Origin of the sequence: Desulfosarcina variabilis str. Montpellier (genome assembly GCF_048565275.1) — a bacterium.
GTDB lineage: Bacteria > Desulfobacterota > Desulfobacteria > Desulfobacterales > Desulfosarcinaceae > Desulfosarcina > Desulfosarcina variabilis.
The window spans coordinates 5,399,045-5,421,490 of record NZ_CP159846.1; the positions used below are offsets into that span (position 1 = coordinate 5,399,045).

The 22,446-nt window shown below is 50.0% G+C and carries 21 protein-coding genes and 2 riboswitches; of the genes, 3 read left to right on the top strand and 18 right to left on the bottom strand.

The features are described 5' to 3' along the window. Positions 1 to 136: 136 nt before the first annotated feature. The 7 genes from Dvar_RS24375 to Dvar_RS24405 all read right to left on the bottom strand — a co-directional run bounded on the left by Dvar_RS24375 (position 137) and on the right by Dvar_RS24405 (position 8,758). Complete coding sequence (locus Dvar_RS24375) at positions 137 to 868, bottom strand: carbon-nitrogen hydrolase family protein (RefSeq protein WP_419655725.1); 732 nt, start codon at positions 866 to 868, stop codon at positions 137 to 139. Between the two features lie 19 nt (positions 869 to 887). Further along, positions 888 to 1,544 carry a cobaltochelatase subunit CobN gene (locus tag Dvar_RS24380; protein ID WP_419655726.1) on the bottom strand — a complete coding sequence of 219 codons (657 nt, stop codon included), beginning with the start codon at positions 1,542 to 1,544 and terminating at the stop codon, positions 888 to 890. Positions 1,545 to 1,570: 26 nt separating this feature from the next. Continuing rightward, a complete protein-coding gene (locus Dvar_RS24385; RefSeq protein WP_419655727.1) occupies positions 1,571 to 2,581 on the bottom strand; it encodes a methyltransferase in 1,011 nt (336 codons plus the stop codon). Positions 2,582 to 2,952: 371 nt separating this feature from the next. After that, complete coding sequence (locus Dvar_RS24390) at positions 2,953 to 3,084, bottom strand: hypothetical protein (RefSeq protein WP_419655728.1); 132 nt, start codon at positions 3,082 to 3,084, stop codon at positions 2,953 to 2,955. 12 nt (positions 3,085 to 3,096) lie between these two features. Then, positions 3,097 to 3,504, bottom strand: a complete 408-nt coding sequence (locus Dvar_RS24395) for a cobaltochelatase subunit CobN (protein WP_419655729.1) — start codon at positions 3,502 to 3,504, stop codon at positions 3,097 to 3,099. A 327-nt stretch (positions 3,505 to 3,831) separates the two neighbouring features. Then, positions 3,832 to 7,623 carry a cobaltochelatase subunit CobN gene (locus Dvar_RS24400; RefSeq protein ID WP_419655730.1) on the bottom strand — a complete coding sequence of 1,264 codons (3,792 nt, stop codon included), beginning with the start codon at positions 7,621 to 7,623 and terminating at the stop codon, positions 3,832 to 3,834. Between the two features lie 109 nt (positions 7,624 to 7,732). Further along, positions 7,733 to 8,758: a methyltransferase gene (locus Dvar_RS24405; RefSeq protein WP_419655731.1), complete on the bottom strand. Its 1,026-nt coding sequence runs from the start codon at positions 8,756 to 8,758 to the stop codon at positions 7,733 to 7,735. Between the two features lie 110 nt (positions 8,759 to 8,868). After that, a riboswitch (cobalamin riboswitch) is annotated at positions 8,869 to 9,079 on the bottom strand. A 292-nt stretch (positions 9,080 to 9,371) separates the two neighbouring features. After that, positions 9,372 to 9,560, top strand: a riboswitch (cobalamin riboswitch). Between the two features lie 261 nt (positions 9,561 to 9,821). On the opposite strand from Dvar_RS24405, the gene Dvar_RS24410 reads away from it, so the two are divergent. Continuing rightward, positions 9,822 to 10,859, top strand: coding sequence for a methyltransferase (locus Dvar_RS24410; protein ID WP_419655732.1), 1,038 nt, complete (start codon positions 9,822 to 9,824; stop codon positions 10,857 to 10,859). A 150-nt stretch (positions 10,860 to 11,009) separates the two neighbouring features. Beyond that, entirely contained in the window at positions 11,010 to 12,413 is a 1,404-nt protein-coding gene (locus tag Dvar_RS24415; protein WP_419655733.1) for an IS1380 family transposase, read from the top strand. 338 nt (positions 12,414 to 12,751) lie between these two features. On the opposite strand, the gene Dvar_RS24420 is transcribed toward Dvar_RS24415, so the two are convergent. The 6 genes from Dvar_RS24420 to Dvar_RS24445 form a co-directional block, all read right to left on the bottom strand. Then, a complete protein-coding gene (locus Dvar_RS24420; protein WP_419655734.1) occupies positions 12,752 to 13,099 on the bottom strand; it encodes a DNA-binding protein in 348 nt (115 codons plus the stop codon). Continuing rightward, positions 13,080 to 13,400: a toxin-antitoxin system TumE family protein gene (locus tag Dvar_RS24425; protein WP_419655735.1), complete on the bottom strand. Its 321-nt coding sequence runs from the start codon at positions 13,398 to 13,400 to the stop codon at positions 13,080 to 13,082. The genes Dvar_RS24420 and Dvar_RS24425 overlap by 20 nt, the downstream gene beginning before the upstream one ends. Positions 13,401 to 13,525: 125 nt before the next feature. Continuing rightward, the gene (locus Dvar_RS24430; protein WP_419655736.1) at positions 13,526 to 13,963 is read right to left on the bottom strand and encodes an SEC-C metal-binding domain-containing protein; all 438 of its coding nucleotides are present in this window, start codon (positions 13,961 to 13,963) and stop codon (positions 13,526 to 13,528) included. Between the two features lie 165 nt (positions 13,964 to 14,128). Further along, positions 14,129 to 14,359 (bottom strand): type II toxin-antitoxin system BrnA family antitoxin, encoded by a 231-nt coding sequence (gene brnA, locus Dvar_RS24435; RefSeq protein WP_419655737.1) that lies wholly within the window; start codon positions 14,357 to 14,359, stop codon positions 14,129 to 14,131. Then, a complete protein-coding gene (locus Dvar_RS24440) occupies positions 14,349 to 14,609 on the bottom strand; it encodes a BrnT family toxin (RefSeq protein WP_419655738.1) in 261 nt (86 codons plus the stop codon). The genes brnA and Dvar_RS24440 overlap by 11 nt, the downstream gene beginning before the upstream one ends. Before the next feature lie 105 nt (positions 14,610 to 14,714). Continuing rightward, positions 14,715 to 14,969: a hypothetical protein gene (locus tag Dvar_RS24445; RefSeq protein WP_419655739.1), complete on the bottom strand. Its 255-nt coding sequence runs from the start codon at positions 14,967 to 14,969 to the stop codon at positions 14,715 to 14,717. A 425-nt stretch (positions 14,970 to 15,394) separates the two neighbouring features. On the opposite strand from Dvar_RS24445, the gene Dvar_RS24450 reads away from it, so the two are divergent. Continuing rightward, entirely contained in the window at positions 15,395 to 16,369 is a 975-nt protein-coding gene (locus tag Dvar_RS24450; protein WP_419655740.1) for an integron integrase, read from the top strand. Between the two features lie 504 nt (positions 16,370 to 16,873). On the opposite strand, the gene Dvar_RS24455 is transcribed toward Dvar_RS24450, so the two are convergent. The 5 genes from Dvar_RS24455 to Dvar_RS24475 all read right to left on the bottom strand — a co-directional run bounded on the left by Dvar_RS24455 (position 16,874) and on the right by Dvar_RS24475 (position 22,440). Next, positions 16,874 to 18,703, bottom strand: a complete 1,830-nt coding sequence (locus tag Dvar_RS24455; RefSeq protein ID WP_419655741.1) for a metallophosphoesterase — start codon at positions 18,701 to 18,703, stop codon at positions 16,874 to 16,876. Positions 18,704 to 18,758: 55 nt separating this feature from the next. Next, positions 18,759 to 19,010 carry a hypothetical protein gene (locus Dvar_RS24460; RefSeq protein ID WP_419655742.1) on the bottom strand — a complete coding sequence of 84 codons (252 nt, stop codon included), beginning with the start codon at positions 19,008 to 19,010 and terminating at the stop codon, positions 18,759 to 18,761. A 302-nt stretch (positions 19,011 to 19,312) separates the two neighbouring features. Next, the gene (locus Dvar_RS24465) at positions 19,313 to 20,170 is read right to left on the bottom strand and encodes a TonB-dependent receptor domain-containing protein (protein WP_419664154.1); all 858 of its coding nucleotides are present in this window, start codon (positions 20,168 to 20,170) and stop codon (positions 19,313 to 19,315) included. Between the two features lie 118 nt (positions 20,171 to 20,288). Then, entirely contained in the window at positions 20,289 to 22,349 is a 2,061-nt protein-coding gene (locus tag Dvar_RS24470; protein ID WP_419655743.1) for a TonB-dependent receptor plug domain-containing protein, read from the bottom strand. Continuing rightward, a complete protein-coding gene (locus Dvar_RS24475; RefSeq protein WP_419664246.1) occupies positions 22,267 to 22,440 on the bottom strand; it encodes a hypothetical protein in 174 nt (57 codons plus the stop codon). Before Dvar_RS24475 ends, Dvar_RS24470 begins: the two co-directional genes overlap by 83 nt. Positions 22,441 to 22,446 lie beyond the last annotated feature (6 nt).

Genomic DNA, 22,446 nt, shown 5'->3' on the forward strand with positions numbered 1-22,446 from the left:
TCTCAGATGGGACAACCGTCGAAAACTGAACATTTCGACCTTTTACGAGGATATGCTAATTTCATAAATAAAAAAGGCTTTGGCAGTCAAGAACAAAATGGTCATCCTCTGTTGAAAAGGATATTTCTGATTTTTCTCAATCTTTCTTATGCAACAGTGAGGCTAAGCAGTCGACAACGGCCAGTTCTTCCTTTGCCTTGGTTTCAAACAAGACGCGATCCGGACAGACAACCGCACTTTCCCCGGCGATTGGGTTGCCGTTGTAGGTACCGACTCTTGATACTTTTACGACGACTGCGCCATGTTTCGCCGCAATACGCTTGGAAACGGGGTGGCCGGAGGGGCCTGAATGCGGCGGTTGGATCAAGGCAACGGTGGGCAGGAAAACCATCTTTTTTCCAGAGGCGATCCGGTCGGTCGTTTGTTCATGAAGACAATCGGCACAGATCATAAGTCCGGCCCGTCCGAAAGGTGTCTGAAACGAAACAATTTCCGAACCGGGCAGAATCCCCATGTCCACTTCATCCGGAGTGATATGAATCTTTCGATACTTGGCCACCATATCACCGTGATGAAAAACGAAACAGGTATTGTAAAACCCTTGGGGGGTTCGTTCAAGAACGCTGCCCCCGATGATAAATCCCTCAAAATGAGCACTGGCATCACAGAGCATCTCCAGCGCCGGCTGGCCCGTTTCGCGCCAATGATCCACCAGCGCCTGGTGCTGAAAATAATCGCCGCCCGGCATAGCAAACAGTTCAGGAAGGACGAAAAAATCCGCCGGCTGGCGCACGATGGCATCATGGACATGTTGGATATTTTTTGAGGCGTCTCCCTTGTCCGCAGTTTGAAAAATAGCAATTCGCATGGTTTTTTGCGTTCCTTTTTTAAAGTGAATCGATCTTCCATTTGGGCTGCCATTTCTCCACATCCTTGGCGGTCATCACATCCACCTTGGCGCCCTGGAACGCCTCGGTGACCTCGCCCATGGCCTCTTCCATGTCGCCTTCGATCATCAGGGCAATTTCCTGGACGTCCGCCAAAAGCTCGTCATCGGCCGCCCACAGGCCGCGGCTTTCGGCTTCCATCAGCCGCCGGGTGATCTCCGCAAGGGCGTATGGGTTGTTTTTCCGCAGCCACTCGAGATTCTCCTTGTCACGGATGTAGGTTTGAACCACCTCGTCGAAAAACCACTTTTCCACCTGATGGGTGGTGGCACTCCACTTGAACAGGTTGTTGACCCGGCTCGATACGCCGCCGGCGCCCTTGTAGCCGTGATCTTTCTGATTCTCGATCCAGTTCTTGTTGAACAGCTTGGCGCGCACCGATGTGGTAATGTCGTCTTTAAGATCACGCACGGACAGGTCGCCCTGGGCATTGGTGTCGGCCCAGTACAGTTTGGCCCGTTTGCCGCTGACCGCCTTGGCGGCCACGCTCATGCCGCCCAGAAAACCGGTGTAGCACCCACAATCCACCAGATCGTATTCGGGCGAGTATTGCCGCATGTAGGAGACGTCCAGACGCTTGAGGATTGGAAAATACAAATATTGTTAATACCATCATTTGACGATCAGTATTTTTTGGTCGCCATGATTTGGTACTTTTTGGTGGTTCGCCACTGAACAGGAGAAAAACCGACCTCACCTAATATTGAGAATAGCTCGGACGCGGTATGGCACATTTCCTCAGAACCGTTCACGGCATTTTTCATATCCCATAACAGTGCGGCCACCGGGCCTTGACGCTTGTGGTCCAGCATGCTGCGCACACTGACCAACAGCCCACCTGGCGCCAGGGCGTCATGGATGCGGGTAAAATAGTTAACCAGATGGGTTTTATTGCCAAAAGAGATAAAGGACTCGAAAACAATATCGAAACCGTGGGCAAAACGATCGACGCCTTGCTGCCCGACGGCCGTGGTGATTCTGTTTGGCATACCGTAGGCGGCGATATACTTGGCCGTTACATCGGTCATCCCGGGTTGATCGAACACCACTGCCGACAAACGGGGATTCTCTTTGCACATGGCGATGGCGAACAGACCGTGGGCGCCGCCGATATCCAGCAAACGGCGCGCGTTGTCGAACCCGGGCAGCGCAGTCACAAGGTTGACCATCTCCTGTAGCCGGCCCACCAAACGGGAGTTGGCCATCGTATGGGTCATCTCTGGCTTATAGGTGCGTGCTTTCTTTTCAACTAGTTTCGGGCTATTGATGATGCGATCAGTTGCCCCTGAAGACAGTTGGGCATTGCCCCTCAGGTAGTCCAACGAACCGCTGGGGAAATAGTCGTCTACAGCTGTAAAAAAGGCCGTTGTTTCCTCGGTATTGCAATAGCCTTTGTTAGTTTTGACGACAAAGCCCAAGGTCTCGAGCACGTCAAGCAGTTTTTGGGTCATCCCGGCATGGGTCCCGGCGCGTTTGGCCAGCAGTGCGGCAGACTGTGGCGTGGTCAGCCTATCGAACAGTTTGAGTTCGATAGCGGTCAAAAACACCCGATACTTCATAAAACGACGATTTGTAAGACGGGATTCTTGTACAGGGTTCTTCATCAAAGGGAGTTGCTCTTTCAATTGTCTCATCGTTTCCTCATAAAAAAACCCCGTTTCCTTTATGGGCACGAGGTTTCCATTATTTATCCCAGTAAAACTGACAACATTATAAATGGCTCTACTTATTAGGCATTTTATACAACTTACGTCACAGTCAGGTTTTTCTGGTTCAACTCCCTTTTCAACGACCTTCCCATTCAATCCAGCAAGAGCACCTGTGGACAATTTCTCATATCAACAAATTGAGTTTTTAGAAAAACAAACCCATATTGTCAATACCATCCTTTTGGCAAATCGTTTCCATGTGGAAACAGGTAATTTTTTCGGGAAACAAAAATGTCGGGCTAATTGAGCATTTTTGGATGGACATTAGAGACGGATGGCTGCGCCCAGTTTATCCGTTACGCATCGTCATCTCCGATTCTTTCAAGTTCGCTTTCCGCCTCAAGGTAAATATCCCGCAGCTTTTGCAGCGTTTCCTGATCCGTCTCCCAGAATCCGCGCTCATGCGCTTCCAGAAGGCGTTCGGTCATTGCATGCAGGGCCTAAGGGTTGTTTTCTTCGATCCACTGTCTGTTTTTTTCATCAAAGAGAAAATGCTCAGCAAAGGCCTGGTACTGCCAGTCATCGGCCGCGTCGGAGGTAGCATCCCAACCAAAAGTATATTCGATGATTTTCGTTATTTCCTGGGCACCACGATATCCATGGGGTTTCAATCCTTCCATGAATCGCGGATTTAAGACGCGGCTTCGATAAATATATCTCATCTCTTCCGCCACCAGACGGTTTTTGACCCGTTTCGGATCGGAGGCGTCACCGATAAAGGAAACCGGATCTTTCCCGCCATAGGCCTTCACGCAGACATTCATGCCGCCCAGGAGCTGGTAATAGTCAGCTGCTGAACCGGTGTTCTTTTCAGTGTGATCCAACGCCTGGCCATGTCGGCAATTCATTCCGGGCGTCCGGGTATGGGCATCGCGACGCGTTTTGCCGCATCATTTATCCTGATGGTGGACAGCGCAATGGTAATGATCTGTCATTCAAATTCCGGCCAGATGATTCCTGCCATAATGTCCATGGCATTGAGGCCGACAAGGTCGTTTTTCCAATGCTCATGGGTTCTGTGGACCGTTATCGCATGAAGCAAGGGTGTTCATGCCTTTTGCTTCAATGGCCTCGATCAGGGCGTTTATCGGAAGGGAATTTCTATCCCGCTCCGGCATGAGTATCCCATATGTATATAATCTTCATTTGTTCTCCATGAGTCGAAGCAATCACCGTCATGCCCGCATTGAATCGATTTTCCATTTGGGCTGCCATTTTTCCACATCCTTGTCGGTCATCACATCCACCTTGGCACCCTGGAACTCTTCGGTGACCTCGCCCATGGTCTCTTCCATGTCACCCTCGATCATCAGGGCGATCTCCTGAACGTCCGCCAAAAAGTCCTCATCGGCGGCCCACAATCCGCGGCTTTCGGCTTCCATCAGCCGCCGGGTAATCTCCTCCAGGGCATAGGGGTTGTTCTGCCGCAGCCACTCAAGGTTTTCCTTGTCGCGGAGGTAGGTTTGAACCACCTCGTCGAAAACCCACTTTTCCACCTGATGGGTGGTGGCGCTCCACTTGAACAGGTTGTTGACCCGGCTCGATACGCCGCCGGCGCCCTTGTACCCGTGATCCTTCTGATTCTCGATCCAGTTCTTGCTAAACAGTTTGGCACGCACCGATGTGGCGATATCATCCTTGAGATCACGCACCGACAGGTCGCCCTGGGCATTGGTGTCGGCCCAGTAAATCTTGGCCCGTTTGCCGCTGACCGCCTTGGCGGCCACGCTCATGCCCCCCAGAAAACCGGTGTAGCATCCGCAATCCACCAGATCGTATTCGGGCGAGTATTGCCGCATGTAGGAGACATCTAGGCGCTTGAGGTTGTCGGCATAAATCTGGTGGGCCTGCATGCCGGCCACCCGCGATCGTTTGCCGCCGTGGTCCGAGCCATAGGCGTACCCGGCCCAGTTGATGTAAGTTTCGGCCAGATCGTCATCGGTTTCCCAGGCCGACGCGTCGATGGCCAGCCCCACTCCGGTGCCGGCCGTGCCCGGCGCCGACGAAAACACCCGGAAACTGGCCATACGCCGGATCTCGCTTTCGGACAGGTCGCTGCCCACATCCTTGAGCAGTTCGTCCATGCGCTCCCGGGTGTGCTTGAGGATAGCGTTGCGCTCATAGGGTTCGTCCAGGCGCCCGGCCGTGTAGGCGGCCTCGTCAAGCAAATCAGCGAAATGCGGCACCATGTCCCGCAGGATGCTGCTGGTCTGGATGACCACATCCACCCGGGGCCGGGGGATGGTCCGGCCGTCGTCAAGATCAATGGTGAGATCGTCCAATTCGATAGGTTCCACACGCACAATCCTGCCGTTGGTTCCCCATCGCGGCGCCATGCCCATCAGGTACAGAATCTGGCAAAACACCTCACCGTCCGATTTAAATGCATCGATGCTCCACAGGCTGACACCCACGCTTTCCGGAAAGGTCCCCTCCTCGGCCAGATACTTGCGCAACAGGTTGTCGGCCAGCTGCCGTCCCACCTTCCAGGCGGCCCGGGTGGGCATGGCCAATACATCGCTGGTGAAAAAATTGCGGCCCGTAGGCAGGGTCTGAGTCTTGCCCAGGGCCAGTGATCCGGACAGCCCAGGCTCGATGAACTGCCCGTCCAGGGCACGTAAAAGCTGGGGAATCTCGCGCGTACTCATGGCAATGCGGCCGCCCACGTCCCGGCACCACGTGCCGAGGTTGGCAACCATTTTCTCGTCTGCATGGATCGTCTTTGTGGATGCCTCGGGGTCCAGGAGCGACTGGATCACGTCCCTGGCCCCATCGAAAGATTCGGCCTGACCCTGGCCATCGCTCCACCCAGCGATCTCATCCAGAGATGGACGCTCGTCGGTAGGCTTGATCAGAATCGTGGCCAGCATCGTGGCGATCCCCTCGGAATCGGGCGCCGTGCCCAGAAGATGCATGCCCTGGGGTGCCAGCGTTCTTTTGCAACGGGCGATCTGGCGTGAGAGCAATTCGGATTTTTCCGCGAAATTCTCGCCGTCATCGGTTTCGTCAGCGAATCCGAGTTTTTTCATCAGCGGCAGCATGGTCTCTGAGACCACGGTCTGCCGCTGCTGCTCGCCGTTTTCCACGGCCTTACGGTACTGACCCAGCAGATTCTCCAGCTCGGTCATCTCATCATCCAGTACCGCCGGCCGCTGGACCGGCGTCAGGTGGGTGACCATCTCGGCGCTGGCCCGGCGCTTGGCCACCAGCCCGTCACCGGGAACGTCCATGACATAGAGATATATGTTGGGCAAATCGCCCAGGGTGACCTCGGGAAAACAGGCGCTGGACAGGGCCGCCCGTTTTCCGGGCAAAAACTCCAGTGCGCCGTGGGTACCGAAATGAATCACCGCATCGGACGTTTCCCGGATATACTGGTAGGTGGCCAGCCAGTGGGGCGGCGGGGACAATTCCGGGTCGTGGAGGATGCGGCAGACCTCGCCGTTGCACTTGGCGCCGTAGCAGCCCCGTTTGGGCTGAACGATAATCTTGATGTTGCCGAAGGTTAATCCGGTCACGAGTAAGGTCGATTCACCGTCCTCCTGGTAAACCATGCCTTCTCCGGGAAACGGCCCCCAGTCGTCTAAAATGCGGGTTCGTGCCCGGGCCGGCAGATTTTCCAGAAATGTCTCGTACTCGCCCTGCGTGGTGCGATGCAGCACCCCACCCTTTTTTACGATTTCGTCCACCGTGGTCCAGCGAAACTCGGAAATGGCCTTTTTCTCCAGAAACATATTCAAAAGCGCCTCGCCGTCGTCCGGTATATCCCTCACATCGTAACCGTCTGCCTTCAGGGCCGACATGAAAGCGACCAGACTCTCGAAGGTATCCAGCCCTGCGGCAAGGCCTAAAGTGGCCTCCACCCCCTTACAGGGATTGTTATTCAAAACGATGGTCAGCTGTCGCTGGGCCACCGGCATTTCCTTTAAACGATGCCAGCGGGTCAGCCGGCGGCACAGATGGTCGATGCGCTCGGTCATGGGCACATAGCGCCGGTAGTTGAGCCCGCTGCGCACGTCGGTCTCGGGCAGCGATGCCGCCACCAGGGTCGGCTCGATGGCCCCGGACATTTCCGGTTGGGCCAGGGAATAAACCATGCTGTGGGAGCCGGGGCCCAGTCCGCCGGGATCAGCGTCCCAGTCTTCCGGGGTCTGGTGGTACAGCCGGATCAGTTGAAAGATGGGAACGTTCAAGGATTCAAGGACCGGGGTATCCTCAGCCCTTGAAAGCAGCCGGCCGGCCATGAGGTTGAGCACAAAGGCAAAATCGTCACCGACGCTTTTAAAAAGGTCGATCCACGGGTAGCGTTTGTCCAGCGGGAGCGTGCTGTCGGCCACGCCTTCGCAGAACACGCAAAGGGGAATGAAAGCGTACCGCTCCAGTGCGTGGATCACCGCATCGACCTCGGCGCAGTTTTTCTCCATGATTTGACCGTAGTAACACAGGATGCCAACAATGGGTCGGCTCTGGCCATCGCCGATTTGCTCGTCCCGCCAATCCCGATACGCCTCTATGGTGTCATAAAACGAAGGCGCATCCGGATGATAAATGCCGCTGGTCTCGACCGGTTCAGGCTTCTCATAATCGATCTCCAGGCCACTGCAGGCCGCGAGAAATTTAATCCCGTTGACATAGTTATCGACGGAAACGCCTTTCATGTAAGTTTCGAATTGAAGCGTCTGTTCTGCCGTGAAGCTGGAAAATCCGGGCGGCATGTCCATGCCCAGACCGATGCGGCCGGCGGCCTTTTCGGCAATTTCCAAAAGCTTTTCGTGCAGGGGAAGATCATGAAACAGGTGGCCGATAAAAATGTCCACAGGACCTTGCTCGAAATACGCCAGGATGTCCTCTGCCGATTGCTGTTGGGAAAAAAGATGCAGGGTAATGCCGTCGGCCTCGAGCCGATCGCAGGCCCTGGACCATGTGTTTATATTGAATACGTAGCCGTGAACATAGACGATATTCATTGTAATGCTCCTTTTGCTATGGTTCATTGCAGTTCGTAAAAATAACGATACTCGGGTGTTCCAAAAATTTCCGGATGCAGAATCGCCGCCATTTCGAGCAATCGATTCATCACGGTTTCTCTGCCGCGATGATCTGATAATCCCCCGACGATCGCTGTGGGTCGCCGGCAAAATGAATACCGGAAAATCCGACTTCGCCCAGAATCGAAAACAACTCAGATGTGGTGTGATACATTTCCTCACCGCCGGTCATGGCGTTTTTCAGATCCCACAGCAGCGCAGCCACCGGGCCTTGACGATTGTCGTCCAGCACACTGCGCACACTGACCAACAGGCCGCCTGGAGCAAGGGCATGGTGGATGCGGGCAAAGTAGTCGGCCAATCGAGTTTTATTGCCAAAAAAGGTAAAAGATTCGAAAACAAGATCGAAACCGTCGCCAAACCGGTCCACCCCGTGATCCCCGTTCACCGTGGAGATTCTTTTTTGCATGTCGTAAGTGATGATATACTCGCTCGCCATATCAGTCACCCCGGGCTGGTCGAAAACCACCGCTGAAAGGTGAGGATTTTCCTGGCACAGGGCAATGGCGAACAGACCGTGAGCACCGCCGATATCCAGCAAGCGACGCAAAGTGTCAAACCCGGGCAGCGCAGCCACGCTACCGACGATTTCCTGAAGCCGACCCAACAGGCAGGTATTGGCCATCATGCGGATCGTATCGGGTTTGAAGGTGTATTTTTTTTTCTTCACCATTTGCGGTCCCTGGATGATCTGATCGGTTAACCCGGCAAACCGTTCGTAATTGCCCTTAAGATAATCAACCGACACGGCAGAAAAATAGGCCCCGCCCTCGGTTAAAAAAGCGGTGGTCTCCGCGGTGTTGCAATAGCCGTCCGCAGTGCTCACCACAAAGCCTGATGCGGTGAGTACATCGAGCAACTTTTGGGTGAGGCCGGCATGCGTTCCGGCGCGCTCGGCCAGCTTCGCGGCGGATATCGGCTTTCTAAGCTGGTCAAAAAGCTTCAGTTCGACAGCGGACAGGAAAACCCGATATTCCATGAAGCGCCGTTCCATCAGGCGATATTCCCGGCCAAGATCCTTCATCAAAGGGTGCTGGTCCTTCAAATGATTCATTTGGACGTTCCTCCCAAAAAAAATCCCCGCATCCATACGGGTGCGGGGATACCGTTTTTATCCCTGTTTACGTGGCAACAATATAAATTACTCTACATCACGAGAGCTCTTTTACAACTGGCGTCACAGGCAGGTCTTCTGGCTTAACTCTCTTTTTGACGGCCTTCCCATTCAAACAGCAATGAATAGTGGCGAGGGTTGTCAAAAAGAGTCTCTTTCAGTGAATCCTGAAATCGATAGTGTCACAGCGGCGGGTCCGCTCCCGATTTGCACGGGATTCCCTATTCTCTCCGATGGAGCACCTGTTGACGATATTTCAAAATAGATTTTTAGAAAAACACACAAACATTGTCAATACCATCCTGGCTTAACAGCAGGGTAACCGCATTTGGATCGATTTATATTTTTCGCGGCCATGGACCGCTCCTACAGGTGCCCATGATATCACCATTTATCGGTCTTTTGCTGTAGGAGCTGGCCATGCCTGCGACTTCGGAGCCTCATATTGATTGTTAAATGCGGTTACCCTGGGCTTAACAGGCAATTTTCGATGGACCATTATATGAATGCATATTCTTAAAACTTGTGCTTGACAATTCTAAAGAATTGAAGCACTGAATACTCTCAGTAAGGTGCCGAAAGGCTTAATAGAGAATCCCGTGCGAATCGGGAGTGGTCCCGCCGCTGTAATCGGGGACGAAATCTGCTGCTACCACTGTCCACAAAAACCAATCGGACGGGAAGGTGCAGAAAGTAGGATGATCCGAAAGCCAGAAGACCTGCCTTGCCGATTACCGACCAGCTGCGGTGTACAGTGATGGGACGGATTAAGCGGGTTTTATAGGATGCATAGCCAATACTAAAACTGTGTTTGTCCGGTTATTGGCGACTACCAGGCAATATAAACCCGCTAATGCCTTACCATTATTTCACCATTCAATCTATCCCTTCACTGTGTTCCTCGGTAATCTCACCTCGACAGACGAAATATTTTTGTAGCATTTGAATGAATTCAAAAAAACGTTGAATCGCCATAAAAATAGAAATGAAACCCCCAACACAGATGAGAAAAAAATCGGATGTAGCAATTCCGGCGGAAAACCTGCTTGCATTCCTGAGGGAGTGGGCAGACGGATTCGAAGCCGGTCAAATCTTTTTAACCGCTCTGGAGCTGGACGTCTTCAGTGAATTGGTAAGGCCTTCCCGCGCGGACGAACTGGCCGCCAAACTTGGAATCCATACAGAGTTGACCGATAAACTGCTTAATGTGCTGGTCGGCATGAAGATGTTGGAACGGACCAAGGAAGGATACCGTACCGCATCAACGGTTGCGCCTTATTTAGCTAAGGATTCTCCTCGGTTTGCAAGATATCTGAATCATTGTATTCAGATTCGAGAATCCATAAGTCATTTAAAAGATTTCCTTTATGCTGGACCGAAATTACTTCCCGAATCGGAACCACATTCAATTACCGTTGACGATATGGATTGGCGGGAGCGGATCAGCATGGCCGTTCATCATGATGATGTCATGCGGCATATTAAAACGATGCCGGAGTTTCAAAAAGCCCGCACACTAATGGACCTGGGCAGCGGAAACGGCCGCTTCGCGATCGCTTTTGCCCTGGAAAACCATAGCCTGAAGGTAGTTGTATTTGACAGACCCTATTTTATTAATAGCACACGCGACAATATTGAAAAATACGGATTAAGCAAACGTGTTCAAACGATGGCTGGAGATTTTATGTGTGATGACGTTGGCACGGGGTATGACATCGTTTTTGAAGCGTGTGCCTTCGATGGCGATGACGTGGATTTCAGGCTATTTTCCCGTAAAATCGCATCATCTTTGAACATCGGTGGCCTTTTTATTTGCCTGACCTTTAGCATAGACGATGATAGAAATGGACCGTTGTTGCCGCTCATTTGGAATCTGAAAAATTATCTGACCGGCAGTAGTCATCGATTGATAAGGTCAAATGCCGCGATCGTCCAAATGCTCGCCTGGGCAGGATTGGAAACCAAAGAGATCATTGACATGTCATCGTGGTGCAATACTCCCGTTCGCCTGTTCATAACCAGGAAGGTATCTCGGATTTGATTGAAGCCGTCCTCGCCTATAGTGTTTAACCTAAAGTAGGCGATTTACAGAAAAAAAGAGTCCTCAAAAGTTGGATAACATGCTATAATGCTTGTTAAAAATCACCAAATTGACAACAAGCCAAAGCACACCCAACAGGTGGAGGACTCTATGAGTAGACATAGCAAAAACTACCGGCAAAATGAACTCAAAATCCGACGTATCGAAGCCACCACTGACCGATTGACCGGCAGGGCAGGATTGTCCCTGTTCGTAGCCTATATGCACGGTATCCAAGTTTTCAGTTGGTTGGATCGCTGGTTCGGTTCCATCCGGAAGAGTAAAAAAGGCCTCAATATTACAGAGCTTTTCAAGCAAGCGCTCTGTTTCTTTGTTGACGCTACCAGTCGACGACTGACCTACTTCGATCAGATTTCTCACGATGAAGGTTATGCTGGTAGCATCGAGACGCCAATAGAAAACATGGCTTCTTCGGATCAAATGAAGCGTTTTTTCAAAGCATTTGCCTGGACACGGGTATTTTTGTTCCGGCGTCTTCTGCAGACCCTTTTTATCTGGCGTTTGCGGATCAAGCAACCCGATGTCATCGAATTGGGCATCGACACGATGGTCATGGACAATGATGATGCAAAATGCCGGCATGGCGTCAAACCCACCTACAAAAAGAAAAAGGGTTTCCAACCGCTGCAGATGAATTGGGGGCGCTTCATCGTTGATGCGGTATTTCGAAGTGGGAACAAGCATTCCAATCATGGTGATGCAGTGCAGAATATGATCAAGCACATGGTCTTGAAAATCAGATTCGAGTATCGGGGTGACGTCCCAATCATTATCCGAATGGACAGCGGGTTTTTCGACCAGAAAATCTTTGCGCTTTGTGAATTGCTTCACATCGGCTACGTCTGTGGCGGTAAAGTCTACAAAGACATCAAACAAATGGCAGACAATTGGGACAAGTCCAAATGGAAGCGGTTTGAATGCGGTAAGAAAAAGGCCTGGCAATATGTTGAGTTCGGTTGCAAACAGGGCAACTGGCATAAATTCCGCCGAGCGATCTTTTGCCGGTTGATGCATGACGACAGCAAGCAACTCTATCTTCCCGGGTTCCGTCCTGATACCGTCATTATCACCAATATCGGTCAGGGCGAGGCAATTGATGGTATGCTGAAAAAGGCCGGGGCGATGGATTACATGACCACCCAAGGGCTCGTTGCCTGCTATCATGAACGCGGCAGCGACGAATTGGCCAACCGGGCGTTGAAGGACTTTGGGCACGAGCAATTGCCCTTCAAACGATTTGCCCCCAACGCTGCCTGGTATTATACAATGCTGGTCGGTCATTTTCTGCTTGAATCCTTTAAAGAGGACGTTAGCGCTCCGGTTTTACCGATTGGCTCCTATGCTTCTACAGTACGCAGGCGCCTGATTGATATAGCCGGCAAGATTGTCTTTCACGGCAAAGAAACAGTCCTGAAAGTATCCAAGGCCTACTTGGAAAGCCTTCGTTTACCGGAGTTGTTCAGGCGGTGTGAAGAAGTTCCGATTATCGCATAACTGTTAAACAAGGCAGAACGGCATAGCAAAACTGATGGTGAGGTGCGTGCGAAATCTGGAATAAAAAGCATATGATCATATGCTTTGAGTCCGTCAACGGTTCCCGTGAGAATTTAAGCCCGGAAATTGCTTGTTCTCACTTTTCTGCCAGGTTTCTTCTTGAGATACGGCTGTTAAAAAACAGAATCGCCTACTTTAGGTTTAAGATAATATTTTTGGCAAGGCCAGAGGGAGGAAGCCATATTGTCATACTGCGACGACGGATAACGCAGCCCAAAAACATTATCTTGAATGTTATAGAACGGTTCCTCCCGGTCCCACTCAACTATTGGGTTTGGCTATGCTGCATGCAACAGAAATTCGACTTTAACAGCTTCGAATGGAAAGACAATACGCCTGTCGTCGGTACGAATGAGTATTCCAGCGTTTAGAAGTGCAGTAACATCACCGTGAACGGCCTTTACATCACGCCCAACACGTCTCGCTGTTTCGCGAATTGATACAGGACCAGCTCCGCAGAGAACCTTGAGCAACTCCCACCGTTTTGCGGTTAATACTTTCCAAAGCAATTCCGGAGTTGCAAAGCTGATGCGTGCGGACTTCTGGGCTTTTCCTGTTTTCCATGCCTTTGTAAAATCTGCCATCGAATCGGCAGGCTTTCGTACATCAAGAGTTACAGTTTTCATTTTTCAACCTCTCTATATCATGCTGGAAATCAGCAACCAACTGTTCCGGAGTCGTGAACACATAGGCACTTTCTTTTCCATCATAATGCCGATGATCACCCTTCCCAGCCTCGTTGTCATAGCGTAAAATACATTCGCCACGCACTATGTACGCAAGCCTGTACTTGAATTCTTGCAAAGATCCACTCAGCGGTTTTGAAAGTCGCCACAATACCAACTCCGCAAATGCCGATTCAGAATAGACAATACGAGTGCTAATGAGCTTAACGGCTTTCATGTTGGAGATAATAACAACACCCATGTCCGTTGTCAATAACTCCAACAGTGGAAATTAGGTGAGGTACATGCCGAACGTTTGAGTCGAGACGCGCGCGTTTTTTGGGCGTCGATTCTCAAACGATTTGTTCGGCAAAGCCGATTTAATGATTAGGCACTCAATAGTTTTACTTTATCTAACGCCCACTTAACAAATTCAGGATCGAAGCCTTCCTTTGACCGTGCGAAATCTGCAGTTCTTTTGTAATATTCTATAGCCTTTTCACTATCACCACGAGCTTCGTAAACCATTGCATAACGTTCTAAGCCGTCAACACTATCCGGATAATTTTTTAACAGTTCGATACATGCCTGTTCGGCATCGTCTAACTTTCCTTCATGAATAAGATCAACTACACTGTTGGAGAGATTATCTAACGCCTCACAATATGCATATAATTCCTCAAGATCTTGAAATGATGATTCTTCAGTTTTTTGTGAAGGTGCTCGTTGACTGATTGATTTGGTTTCATCTTTTTGCAGACAGCATTTCTTATATTTTTTCCCACTTCCACAAGGGCATGGGGCGTTTCTTGATATTTTACCCATAATTTTATTAAACCTCACATAAAGTGAACTTTGGTGGCCGAAATAAAAGTTCACTTGCCGGGAACCCAATGCGGATATGGTTTAAGGAAAGGTTGAAGGCTGAATAGCGATTGGAAAAATCGCCGCTTTGGGTTCCCGGTCAAGGTGAAACGGCAGGTTCGAATACTATGCGGCAGTGGATTTGTTTAATCTTTCAGCAAGCCAAATTTTAATAATCGACTGCCGAGGAACACCGAGACGTTTGGCTTCTTTATCTAATGACCGAATCATCCAAAGAGGGAAATCGACATTAACCCGTTTTTGCTCCTGGTTTGGCCGTCTTGCTTTTGAGAGATCCAGATGTTCTATGATACTTTTCCCCTCATCAAATTTTTTGTCTAATTCTTTAGCTTTCATAAAGCTCTATCTCCTCATTTCTAGCACGCCGCACTGAAATAATACGTATGTTATCATTTCGATATGTAATAATCCCAGTCCAGTGTTTTTCATCTATCTTTCCAATCACCAAAAATCTTGCTTCATCGGTTGTTTTAGCCGGAATTTCTAATAAATCAATATCATTCCATAGCTCTTGGGCCTCAACAAAATCAATCCCGTGCTTAATTTTATTGTTTTCCGATTTTTTTGGGTCAAATTCAAAGTTCATGGTATATAAAATATACCTATTGGGTATACCATGTCAATCTTAATGAAAAATATTGATGAATTCGAACTCCGCTGCAAAAGCCTTGTTCGGTGGAGTTGGCTACAATTATTCAATACCAGCTTTATAATCATTTATCCACTGGGCTATTTGTTTTTCAAAAATTTCCATCTCTTTTTCGTTTAAATCCTCAGGAACAAAATCCATTTCTAGCCAAAGAACAATATGATATTTTAGAATTTTAATATCAGCTTTGCTAATTGAACTTATTTTTAATAAGCTTTGGTCAATACTGAGTCTCTCACCGTCAGACCAAATGATCTTTCGATTATTTATATCTACGTTTGCATTATCTAAAGCCATTTGAATATCATCAATTGCTTGCGATGCAGCTTCATATTCTTAACCTATCTAAAAAATCGTCATAAATCATTAAAATATGTCCTTGGTATCCGCCACCGAACGTCCGCGAGATGAGCGGGATTTTTTTTGCAAAATCATGTGCGAACGCATGGAGACTCATGATATTCGAAAAAAATTTCTGCTCTATTGAGTTGTTCGTGACGCCTCTGGCGGCGCGGGCAACTTAACACCTGAATCCTTCACGATATTTTATAAGCAGTATAAAGCTATCTGAGAAATAAATCATAAACAGAGAATTTTAATGGGATGTACCATTGGGGATACATTCGTGCAAAATTGAATAATAAGTATATCATAAAAATTTGAGATCAGTACATTCAATTTTTCTTGGATGTACTTTAAAAATCAGCGGGTGAAAAATGAAAATGAAACAAAAACCGAAACTTCTGGACCAAGTAAGGGAAAAAATCCGGGTCAGGCATTATTCGATCAGGACCGAAGAGTCCTATGTCAGGTGGATTCGGCGGTTCATTTTATTTCATGGGAAACGGCACCCGAAAGAGATGGGGACAGCCGAAGTGGAGGCTTTCCTCAGCGATTTGGCCGTGCGTGGCAAGGTGGCCGCTTCTACTCAGAATCAGGCCTTTTGTGCACTGTTGTTCCTTTATAAAAACGTCCTCAACATGGACATTTTGGGAGAGATCAATGCCCTGCGTGCCAAGCGGCCTTTACGTCGCCCTACCGTTCTATCCTTCGATGAGGCGATCGGCCTGATCGATGCTATGAGCGGTGTATTCCAGCTTGTGGCTAAAATTTTATATGGCTGCGGATTGCGTGGGATCGAAGCTGTACGATTAAGGGTCAATGACCTCGATTTCGGTCTCAATCAAATCATGGTAAGGGACGGCAAGGGGCAAAAGGATCGCGTGACCATGTTCCCGGACAATGTCAAGGCCGGAATCCGCGAGCACTTGAAATACGTGAAGCGCTTGCATGAGAACGATCTGAAGAACGGTTTCGGCGCGGTGTATTTGCCCGGTGCCTTGGCGAGAAAGTACAAAAATGCCGACAAACACTGGGGGTGGCAATACGTTTTCCCTTCAAAGACCCTGTCTGTGGACCCGCGCAGCGGTATCAAGCGTCGTCACCATCTTCATCTGGCTTCGCTGAACAGCGCTATCAAAAAGGCTGCCGGCATCGCCGGCATCAATAAAAACATCAGTAGTCACAGCTTTCGCCATAGTTTCGCCACCCACCTGCTGGAAGACGGCTACGACATTCGAACCGTGCAGGAGCTGTTAGGGCACAAAGACGTTTCGACAACCATGATTTATACTCATGTGCTCAACAAGGGTCCCAAAGCGGTTCAAAGCCCTTTGGATCGACGACCGATGGATTAGCTTTTCTGTTCTTCGCGGGCATGGCCCGCTCTTAAAGCCTGTTTGAGAAGTAGTGATGTTCTGCACATGTAACTGTGAAGTCTCTTGAATCATAAAGACGGTAAATAATTTTTCTTTGGGACTAAAAAAAAAGGAAGTGCCGGCCCAACCCTTCCTTTGATAATCACCGACAGCTCCTGGCAATGCTGAAATTCCTTTATGTAAACGAACAGCGACACCAAAACCAAACCCATATGCAGATCCGGAGTAAGGGCGCAGGCAAGAAATAATTCCACCATCTTGCTTGTCATGAATTGGACTGTGTTTCTTCCAAGAAGCCTGGTGCCGCTTAGGGTTCGCGCAAAAATAAATTCACAAATTGTCAGTGTTCAGGCGCCCGCTCAGCAAGGCTCGAAGACAAAGGAATATCAGGCATATTCCGTGTTTTCGCAACGCCGCTGAGCGGGATGGATGGGCGCTGAAAATGTGAAGTTATTTTTGCGCGAGCCCTTAGTTCCCACTCGACTACTCCATGTTCAAAATACCCAGATAATCTCGACCACCGATAAAAGGTGCCATCCATTCCGCCTCGCGATCAGCGGCAGGCTGTTTGCGGCGAAAATTGACTGCCCAGCGATCTTTGGGTTTTACCTGCTTCACACCAAACTGGGCCACTGGCATCCGGATCTCCACTGACCAGGATTGGTCCGTTTGTTGGGTGGCGACCTGGCAATCCAGGTTCCAGTCCGTCTCATATACTCGGTCATGGCCGCCGGTATCGATCAATTTCAGATCCCTGATGGCCCCGTCCGGATTCACAATGATCCGATAAGCGCGATATGCTTTGGCGTCTTGTTCGGGAGGCGCCAGAAGAATGCCGATATGGTCGTCTTTGTGTACGGCACCGTCTCGTTCTCTTTTCTGCGACAGTCTTTTGTCTGGCTGGCTTTCATGGCAAACGGCCGAGATATAAAGGTTATCTTCATCATAAGCAAGATAAACGGTAAAATCATCCGCCATGGACGCCGGCTTGCCCTTTGGGTTAAAAAAAACGGTTTCCCCATATTTACGAATCGCTTTTTCATCGACCACACCGTCAATCTCAACATTGGATTCGACTCGTGGGCATACCGCCCGCCGCTTGAGATAAACCCCGCGCCCCAGTTCATATGTCTTTCCAGGCGCATATGGCATATCCAGCGTGAAGCGGGGGACCGGATACAGCGGGCCTTTACAGCTTGCCGTTACGCTGATGGATCCGGTTTCGCCCGGCTTCAGTTTAACCGGTATCGAAGACGGTTTCAGGGTCCACCCGTCGGGAATCTCCCACTGCATCTCGGCATCCACAGCCAATGTCGAATGGGGATTTTTGATGGCGAACGACCATGGGGTTGGATTAATTTTCAGGCGATCCCCAATTTCAATGGGAGATTTCAGTTGAAATGCATCTGATTCGATCGTTTTGACCACTGTTAAATTCCGGGCGGTCAGCACATCGTGCGGCAACACCGAATCTTTTTTGATCGGGGCGATATGGATGCCCTCACGATCGATCGTCACCCAGGCAAAATGATATTTGAAGTCGGTCAGCCGGGAATAGGACGAGCCACCGGAACTGCCCATGCTGGTATAGACAATGCCATCGTACCGGCCTGAAAAATACAGATGATAATGGCCGGTGAATACGGCATCCACACCGTAGCGCTTAAAAAGCGTGTGCAACCGGTCGGGTTTTCCGGCGGCGATTGACTCGAACCAGAATGGCTTATGGGTAAAGACCAGTGTATAGGAGGCATCCTCTCCTTCTTTCAGGACCTTTTCAAGCCACTTGATTTTTTCTGGCGTCAGTTCTTCGCTGCTTTCCCAGCGGCTGTTTTCCATCACCACGATATAAACCCCGCGATAGTGGAAAGTATAGTTTGCCGGGCCGATGCGTTTTTCGTACAGCCGATAAGGCGCCTCATTGTCCGCGCCCCAGATGTCATGGTTTCCGGGCGTATGATGGATCGGCGCGCTCAAGGGTTCGATAAGGGTGAGGTATTCTCTCCATTGAGCCTGGATTTGCTCCACATCGTCGGTATACCCTTCGATCATGTCCCCCACGGTCATGGTGAAATCCGGCTTTAACCGTTCGATCTCGGTAATTATCTCCCCATAAATGCCGGGTGAATGGCCACCGGTCCGATCGCCGATGACCGCGAAACGAACCGGCCCCTCGAATCGCTGCTGCCCGAAACAGGCCATGCAGGATGCCATCAACCAAACGATGGAGAAAAACACGGCTTTGAAAAAATCGGCCCAGTGGCTGAAACAAAGATGATGGTGACGTGTCCTGTTACAATGGTTAGGCTTCATATCGGTTAACCGTCCTTCCTTGGAAGCTTGCGAAAATAACGCGGTTTGCTTCTTTTCATGGCGATAGTTTAAAAAAAAGGTTAAGCACATGTCCCGGGAACAGCTCTGGGTGAAGAATCGCCGCCAGGTCCGCCACAATCTCATCGCTCCGGTCCAGGGCCTGCCACCACCAGGGCTGAAAGCACCAGACCGCACCGGCCCGGACAGCCTTGAACTCGGCCAGGGCGCTGTGCTGGGAGGTAATCGGCATACTGCCGGTCACGCTCAGGTTCTTGAAGACAAAATCCCCACCGGCCATGCTGATCATACGACAGACATACGAATCGCCGCCGGCCGCCGAGGTGGTTCCATCATAAACATAGGCCTACAGTACCTCGGGAACCGTCCGCACCGTGGCGGTTTTACGCCTGATGGTGTCGAGCTTGTGTTTGATCCGATCGATGTAAGCTTGGGCGGCCTGTTCCTTATTTTAAAAGGCGGCCACAAATTTTATCCATTCCAGCTGTCCCAACGGATCTTTCTCCAGATAGCCGCTATAAAACGCGACGGGCAAGCCCGTGACATCGAGTTTGGTCCCTGCGGCATAACTCCCGATAAAAACAATAAGGACTAAAATGAACATGATATACTACAGCCAAACGTGACATCCGTCATGGGATATCCCCGTTCGTCTTCATATTCTTCATCAAAAACATTTTTTGAATAGACTTTTAATTTAAGGTCATGAAAATAGGTGCTTTTACGTATCAGTATCTGCTCGATCGCCATATCAAACACATTAAAGCTGTCCATATCATTTTCGTAGGCTATAAAATCACCAGATAGAGGCGGGTCCTCTTCATTGATGTAGGCTGTCTGCTCCGACTGATATGAATAATCCACCATGAATAGGGTGTTTTTGAAAATCCTGTAGCGAAGGCCCGCGTTAACACGATGTTTGGCCCTGTCGCTTAATTCTTCGATGGCCGAAGGGTATGGGCCGTCATAATCCCAATCCTGGTAAACATAGCCCACATTAAAGGAAAAAGCTCGCCAGATAGTACCGCTAAGATTAACTTCAACACCTTTCTTCTCTACATTATCAAGGTTACGCGGCCTTTGACTCCAATCCCCTTCTTGAGCATAATCCGTTTCGCTATGCGCCCAAACCACATAATTATCGAAATCATAATAATAAAAATCCATCCTCAAAACAATGTCACCCCACAACCTGCGGTTAAAGATCAAGTCATAACCAATGCCTTCCTCCGGCTCGGATTCGACCAGGGCCCCCCTCTTGTAAAGCACCCCCATCTGCCGGGGCGACCAGATCTTGCTTATCCCCAAAGAAACCCTTGTGTCCCTCAGGATTCTGGCCAAGTCATCTAATTTATAGGTGAGAAAAGATTTCGGAACGATCTGGTCGTGTTCTCTTACGATGTAATCCGCCTCCAGGTCAGTGTAATAGGATCCATCATCTTTTAAAATAGAACTGGTTTCGCATTCACAATCTCCTTTCGATTTTTTCCATCAACTTCAGATCGGCGCTGCTCACAAATTCCGTGGTGCGGTCCAGGCCATATACGTAAATCTGGGCAATTTAACCTTAAAATGTTAGATTAAAGCCGCCGTAAAAACCAATTCCCGGCGCCGTGTACCCATACATGGATTGATAGGACAAGTCGGTTAAATTACTGATTCGGGCGGTCAGCTCGAGCCATTTCGTTACGTCATAAGAAGCGGCTGTGCCCAGCACCAACTGCTCCGACACGATCGGATACCGGTCCCCCAGTTTCGCTGCGTACCGTTCCCCCATGTACTGTGCGGACACGTTCCAGTTGAATTTGTCGGTGGGGCTGTAATTGATCGATCCACCTCCGGTGTGATAGGGGATGTGCGTTCTTTGCTGCTGGATGGACTCGTCTTCTGAGTCCTGGTATGTGTAATGAAGGTTGAGGGTCACCTGACGGTGCGGACGCCAGCTCAAAGTCGTCTCTACCCCTGTCGTTTTAACGGAGGCGACATTATAAAACCGCGTCACCCCGCCAACATTGTCCGTACCGATCATGTCTTCAATATCGTTGTGGAAATATGTGACCGACAGGGTCAGCATGTCATTGAAAAGGTTCTGATCGATACCGATGTCAACCCCCTCGCTCTCTTCCGGTTGCAAATCCTGATTTCCGTATACGGGATAATAGAGTTGCAGGACGCTGGGGGCGCGGAACCCCGTGCCGTAGCTGCCCCGGATCTTCGTTCCCAGGGTCTCGAAGAGGTAGGCGGCCCCGGCCCGGTAGGTCGTATGCGAGCCGAAGTTCTGGTGATCGTCGTAGCGCAATCCGACGGAGATATTCACATTTTCCAGCGGCATCCAAAGGTTATGGATGAAGAGGCTCTTTGTGCGGGCCTGTATATCGTTGAGAACCGCCGACGTACCCTGCTCATACGAGCCGGTCTCATGCAGATAGTCAAAGCCTGCCGTCAGCGTATCCGTGTCACCCAAGAAAAAATCGTTCTGCCATGAAGCAGTCTTCGTGTTGCCGGTATAACTGTACAAGAACTCCTTTATTTCCGGGGCTTCTGTGAAATAGTCCCGATCTGCGTCGGTGTTGCCGACTTTCACGGAGGTATTCCACCAGTCGGTCACTTCCTGATCCAGGTGCGCGGTCAACAGGAGCATATCGCTATACAAAGCAGGATAGGCGTCCCTGCCCTGACCGGTATCCGGGTCGGGTGATTCATCGTAATCCATATTCGAATGGACATAGTAGGCGGTAATGCCGGCCTCTGTCCGATCGGTGATCCGGCCGTTTAAATTTCCTGCGATGGTGGTGTTGTCGTAGTAGTCAATTTCCTGCGGATCCGGGCTGTCCGCCCTGGATAGGCCGCCAGTGTCCGTACGCGTCGCCTGAAGGCTATAATCGATTCGATTGGTGCCCCCGCTCAGCGCTGCGTTCTCTTTGAAGGTGCTGTACGAGCCGCCCTCGAATCCGGCTGACAGTTTGGGTTTTCCTTCCCATCTTTTGGTAATGATGTTGACGACACCACCCATGGCGCTGGAACCGTACAAGACGCTCTTGGCGACGCGAACCACTTCTATGCGCTCGATATTGTCCGTCCGCAGATTGGCAATGGAAAGCGCGTTGGTCGTCGAGCTGGGATCCTGCACCCGAACACCGTCGATCATGACAATGGTTTGGCCATTTCCGGCGCCGCGGATATAGAAATAGTCTGCACCGCCGGGGGGGCCGTAGGTGTTGATGACAACACCGGGCACGTCATTCAACACTTCGACAACGGTTTGCTGTAAATTGTCAATATCATTCCCATTTGAGGCCAGGGTAACCGCATTTGGAATTTCTTTTCTATTTTTTGATGATGACCCGACTTCAAAGCCAGGGCAGGTACAGGGGCCTGCCCCTACGACCCGATCAACTGCATATTTGCAATTATTTTTGTTTGTTACAACCAGATTAATTTTTAGCCTATTTTTACTATCATGTGAGTCGGCATGGAATATTATAAATGCGGTTAGCCTGCATTTGAGGCCATGCCATTCATGGATTTTGGGAAACGGATAATCCTCAAAAAGACCAGAGACGTATTTTCTCAGTATCATTGATGGTCGCCTGACCATAAGCGATATCATCGAAATCAGAGGGGTCATGACGTTCAGCAGGCGCGCAGCCAAACGCAACCAACAGCACCAAGACGACCGCCCAAAACCCCAAAACGGGATAAGTCCGTTGATTGTCCATCCTGTT

Coding starts and splice junctions, on each gene's coding strand:
- Dvar_RS24375 (WP_419655725.1), bottom strand. CDS start 868: ATGCGAATTGCTATTTTTCAAACTGCGGACAAGGGAGACGCCTCAAAA.
- Dvar_RS24385 (WP_419655727.1), bottom strand. CDS start 2,581: ATGAGACAATTGAAAGAGCAACTCCCTTTGATGAAGAACCCTGTACAA.
- Dvar_RS24390 (WP_419655728.1), bottom strand. CDS start 3,084: ATGACCGAACGCCTTCTGGAAGCGCATGAGCGCGGATTCTGGGAGACG.
- Dvar_RS24395 (WP_419655729.1), bottom strand. CDS start 3,504: ATGAATTGCCGACATGGCCAGGCGTTGGATCACACTGAAAAGAACACC.
- Dvar_RS24400 (WP_419655730.1), bottom strand. CDS start 7,623: ATGAATATCGTCTATGTTCACGGCTACGTATTCAATATAAACACATGG.
- Dvar_RS24405 (WP_419655731.1), bottom strand. CDS start 8,758: ATGAATCATTTGAAGGACCAGCACCCTTTGATGAAGGATCTTGGCCGG.
- Dvar_RS24410 (WP_419655732.1), top strand. CDS start 9,822: ATGAGAAAAAAATCGGATGTAGCAATTCCGGCGGAAAACCTGCTTGCA.
- Dvar_RS24415 (WP_419655733.1), top strand. CDS start 11,010: ATGAGTAGACATAGCAAAAACTACCGGCAAAATGAACTCAAAATCCGA.
- Dvar_RS24420 (WP_419655734.1), bottom strand. CDS start 13,099: ATGAAAACTGTAACTCTTGATGTACGAAAGCCTGCCGATTCGATGGCA.
- Dvar_RS24425 (WP_419655735.1), bottom strand. CDS start 13,400: ATGGGTGTTGTTATTATCTCCAACATGAAAGCCGTTAAGCTCATTAGC.
- Dvar_RS24430 (WP_419655736.1), bottom strand. CDS start 13,963: ATGGGTAAAATATCAAGAAACGCCCCATGCCCTTGTGGAAGTGGGAAA.
- brnA (WP_419655737.1), bottom strand. CDS start 14,359: ATGAAAGCTAAAGAATTAGACAAAAAATTTGATGAGGGGAAAAGTATC.
- Dvar_RS24440 (WP_419655738.1), bottom strand. CDS start 14,609: ATGAACTTTGAATTTGACCCAAAAAAATCGGAAAACAATAAAATTAAG.
- Dvar_RS24445 (WP_419655739.1), bottom strand. CDS start 14,969: ATGGCTTTAGATAATGCAAACGTAGATATAAATAATCGAAAGATCATT.
- Dvar_RS24450 (WP_419655740.1), top strand. CDS start 15,395: ATGAAACAAAAACCGAAACTTCTGGACCAAGTAAGGGAAAAAATCCGG.
- Dvar_RS24455 (WP_419655741.1), bottom strand. CDS start 18,703: ATGAAGCCTAACCATTGTAACAGGACACGTCACCATCATCTTTGTTTC.
- Dvar_RS24460 (WP_419655742.1), bottom strand. CDS start 19,010: ATGATCAGCATGGCCGGTGGGGATTTTGTCTTCAAGAACCTGAGCGTG.
- Dvar_RS24470 (WP_419655743.1), bottom strand. CDS start 22,349: ATGACCCCTCTGATTTCGATGATATCGCTTATGGTCAGGCGACCATCA.
- Dvar_RS24475 (WP_419664246.1), bottom strand. CDS start 22,440: ATGGACAATCAACGGACTTATCCCGTTTTGGGGTTTTGGGCGGTCGTC.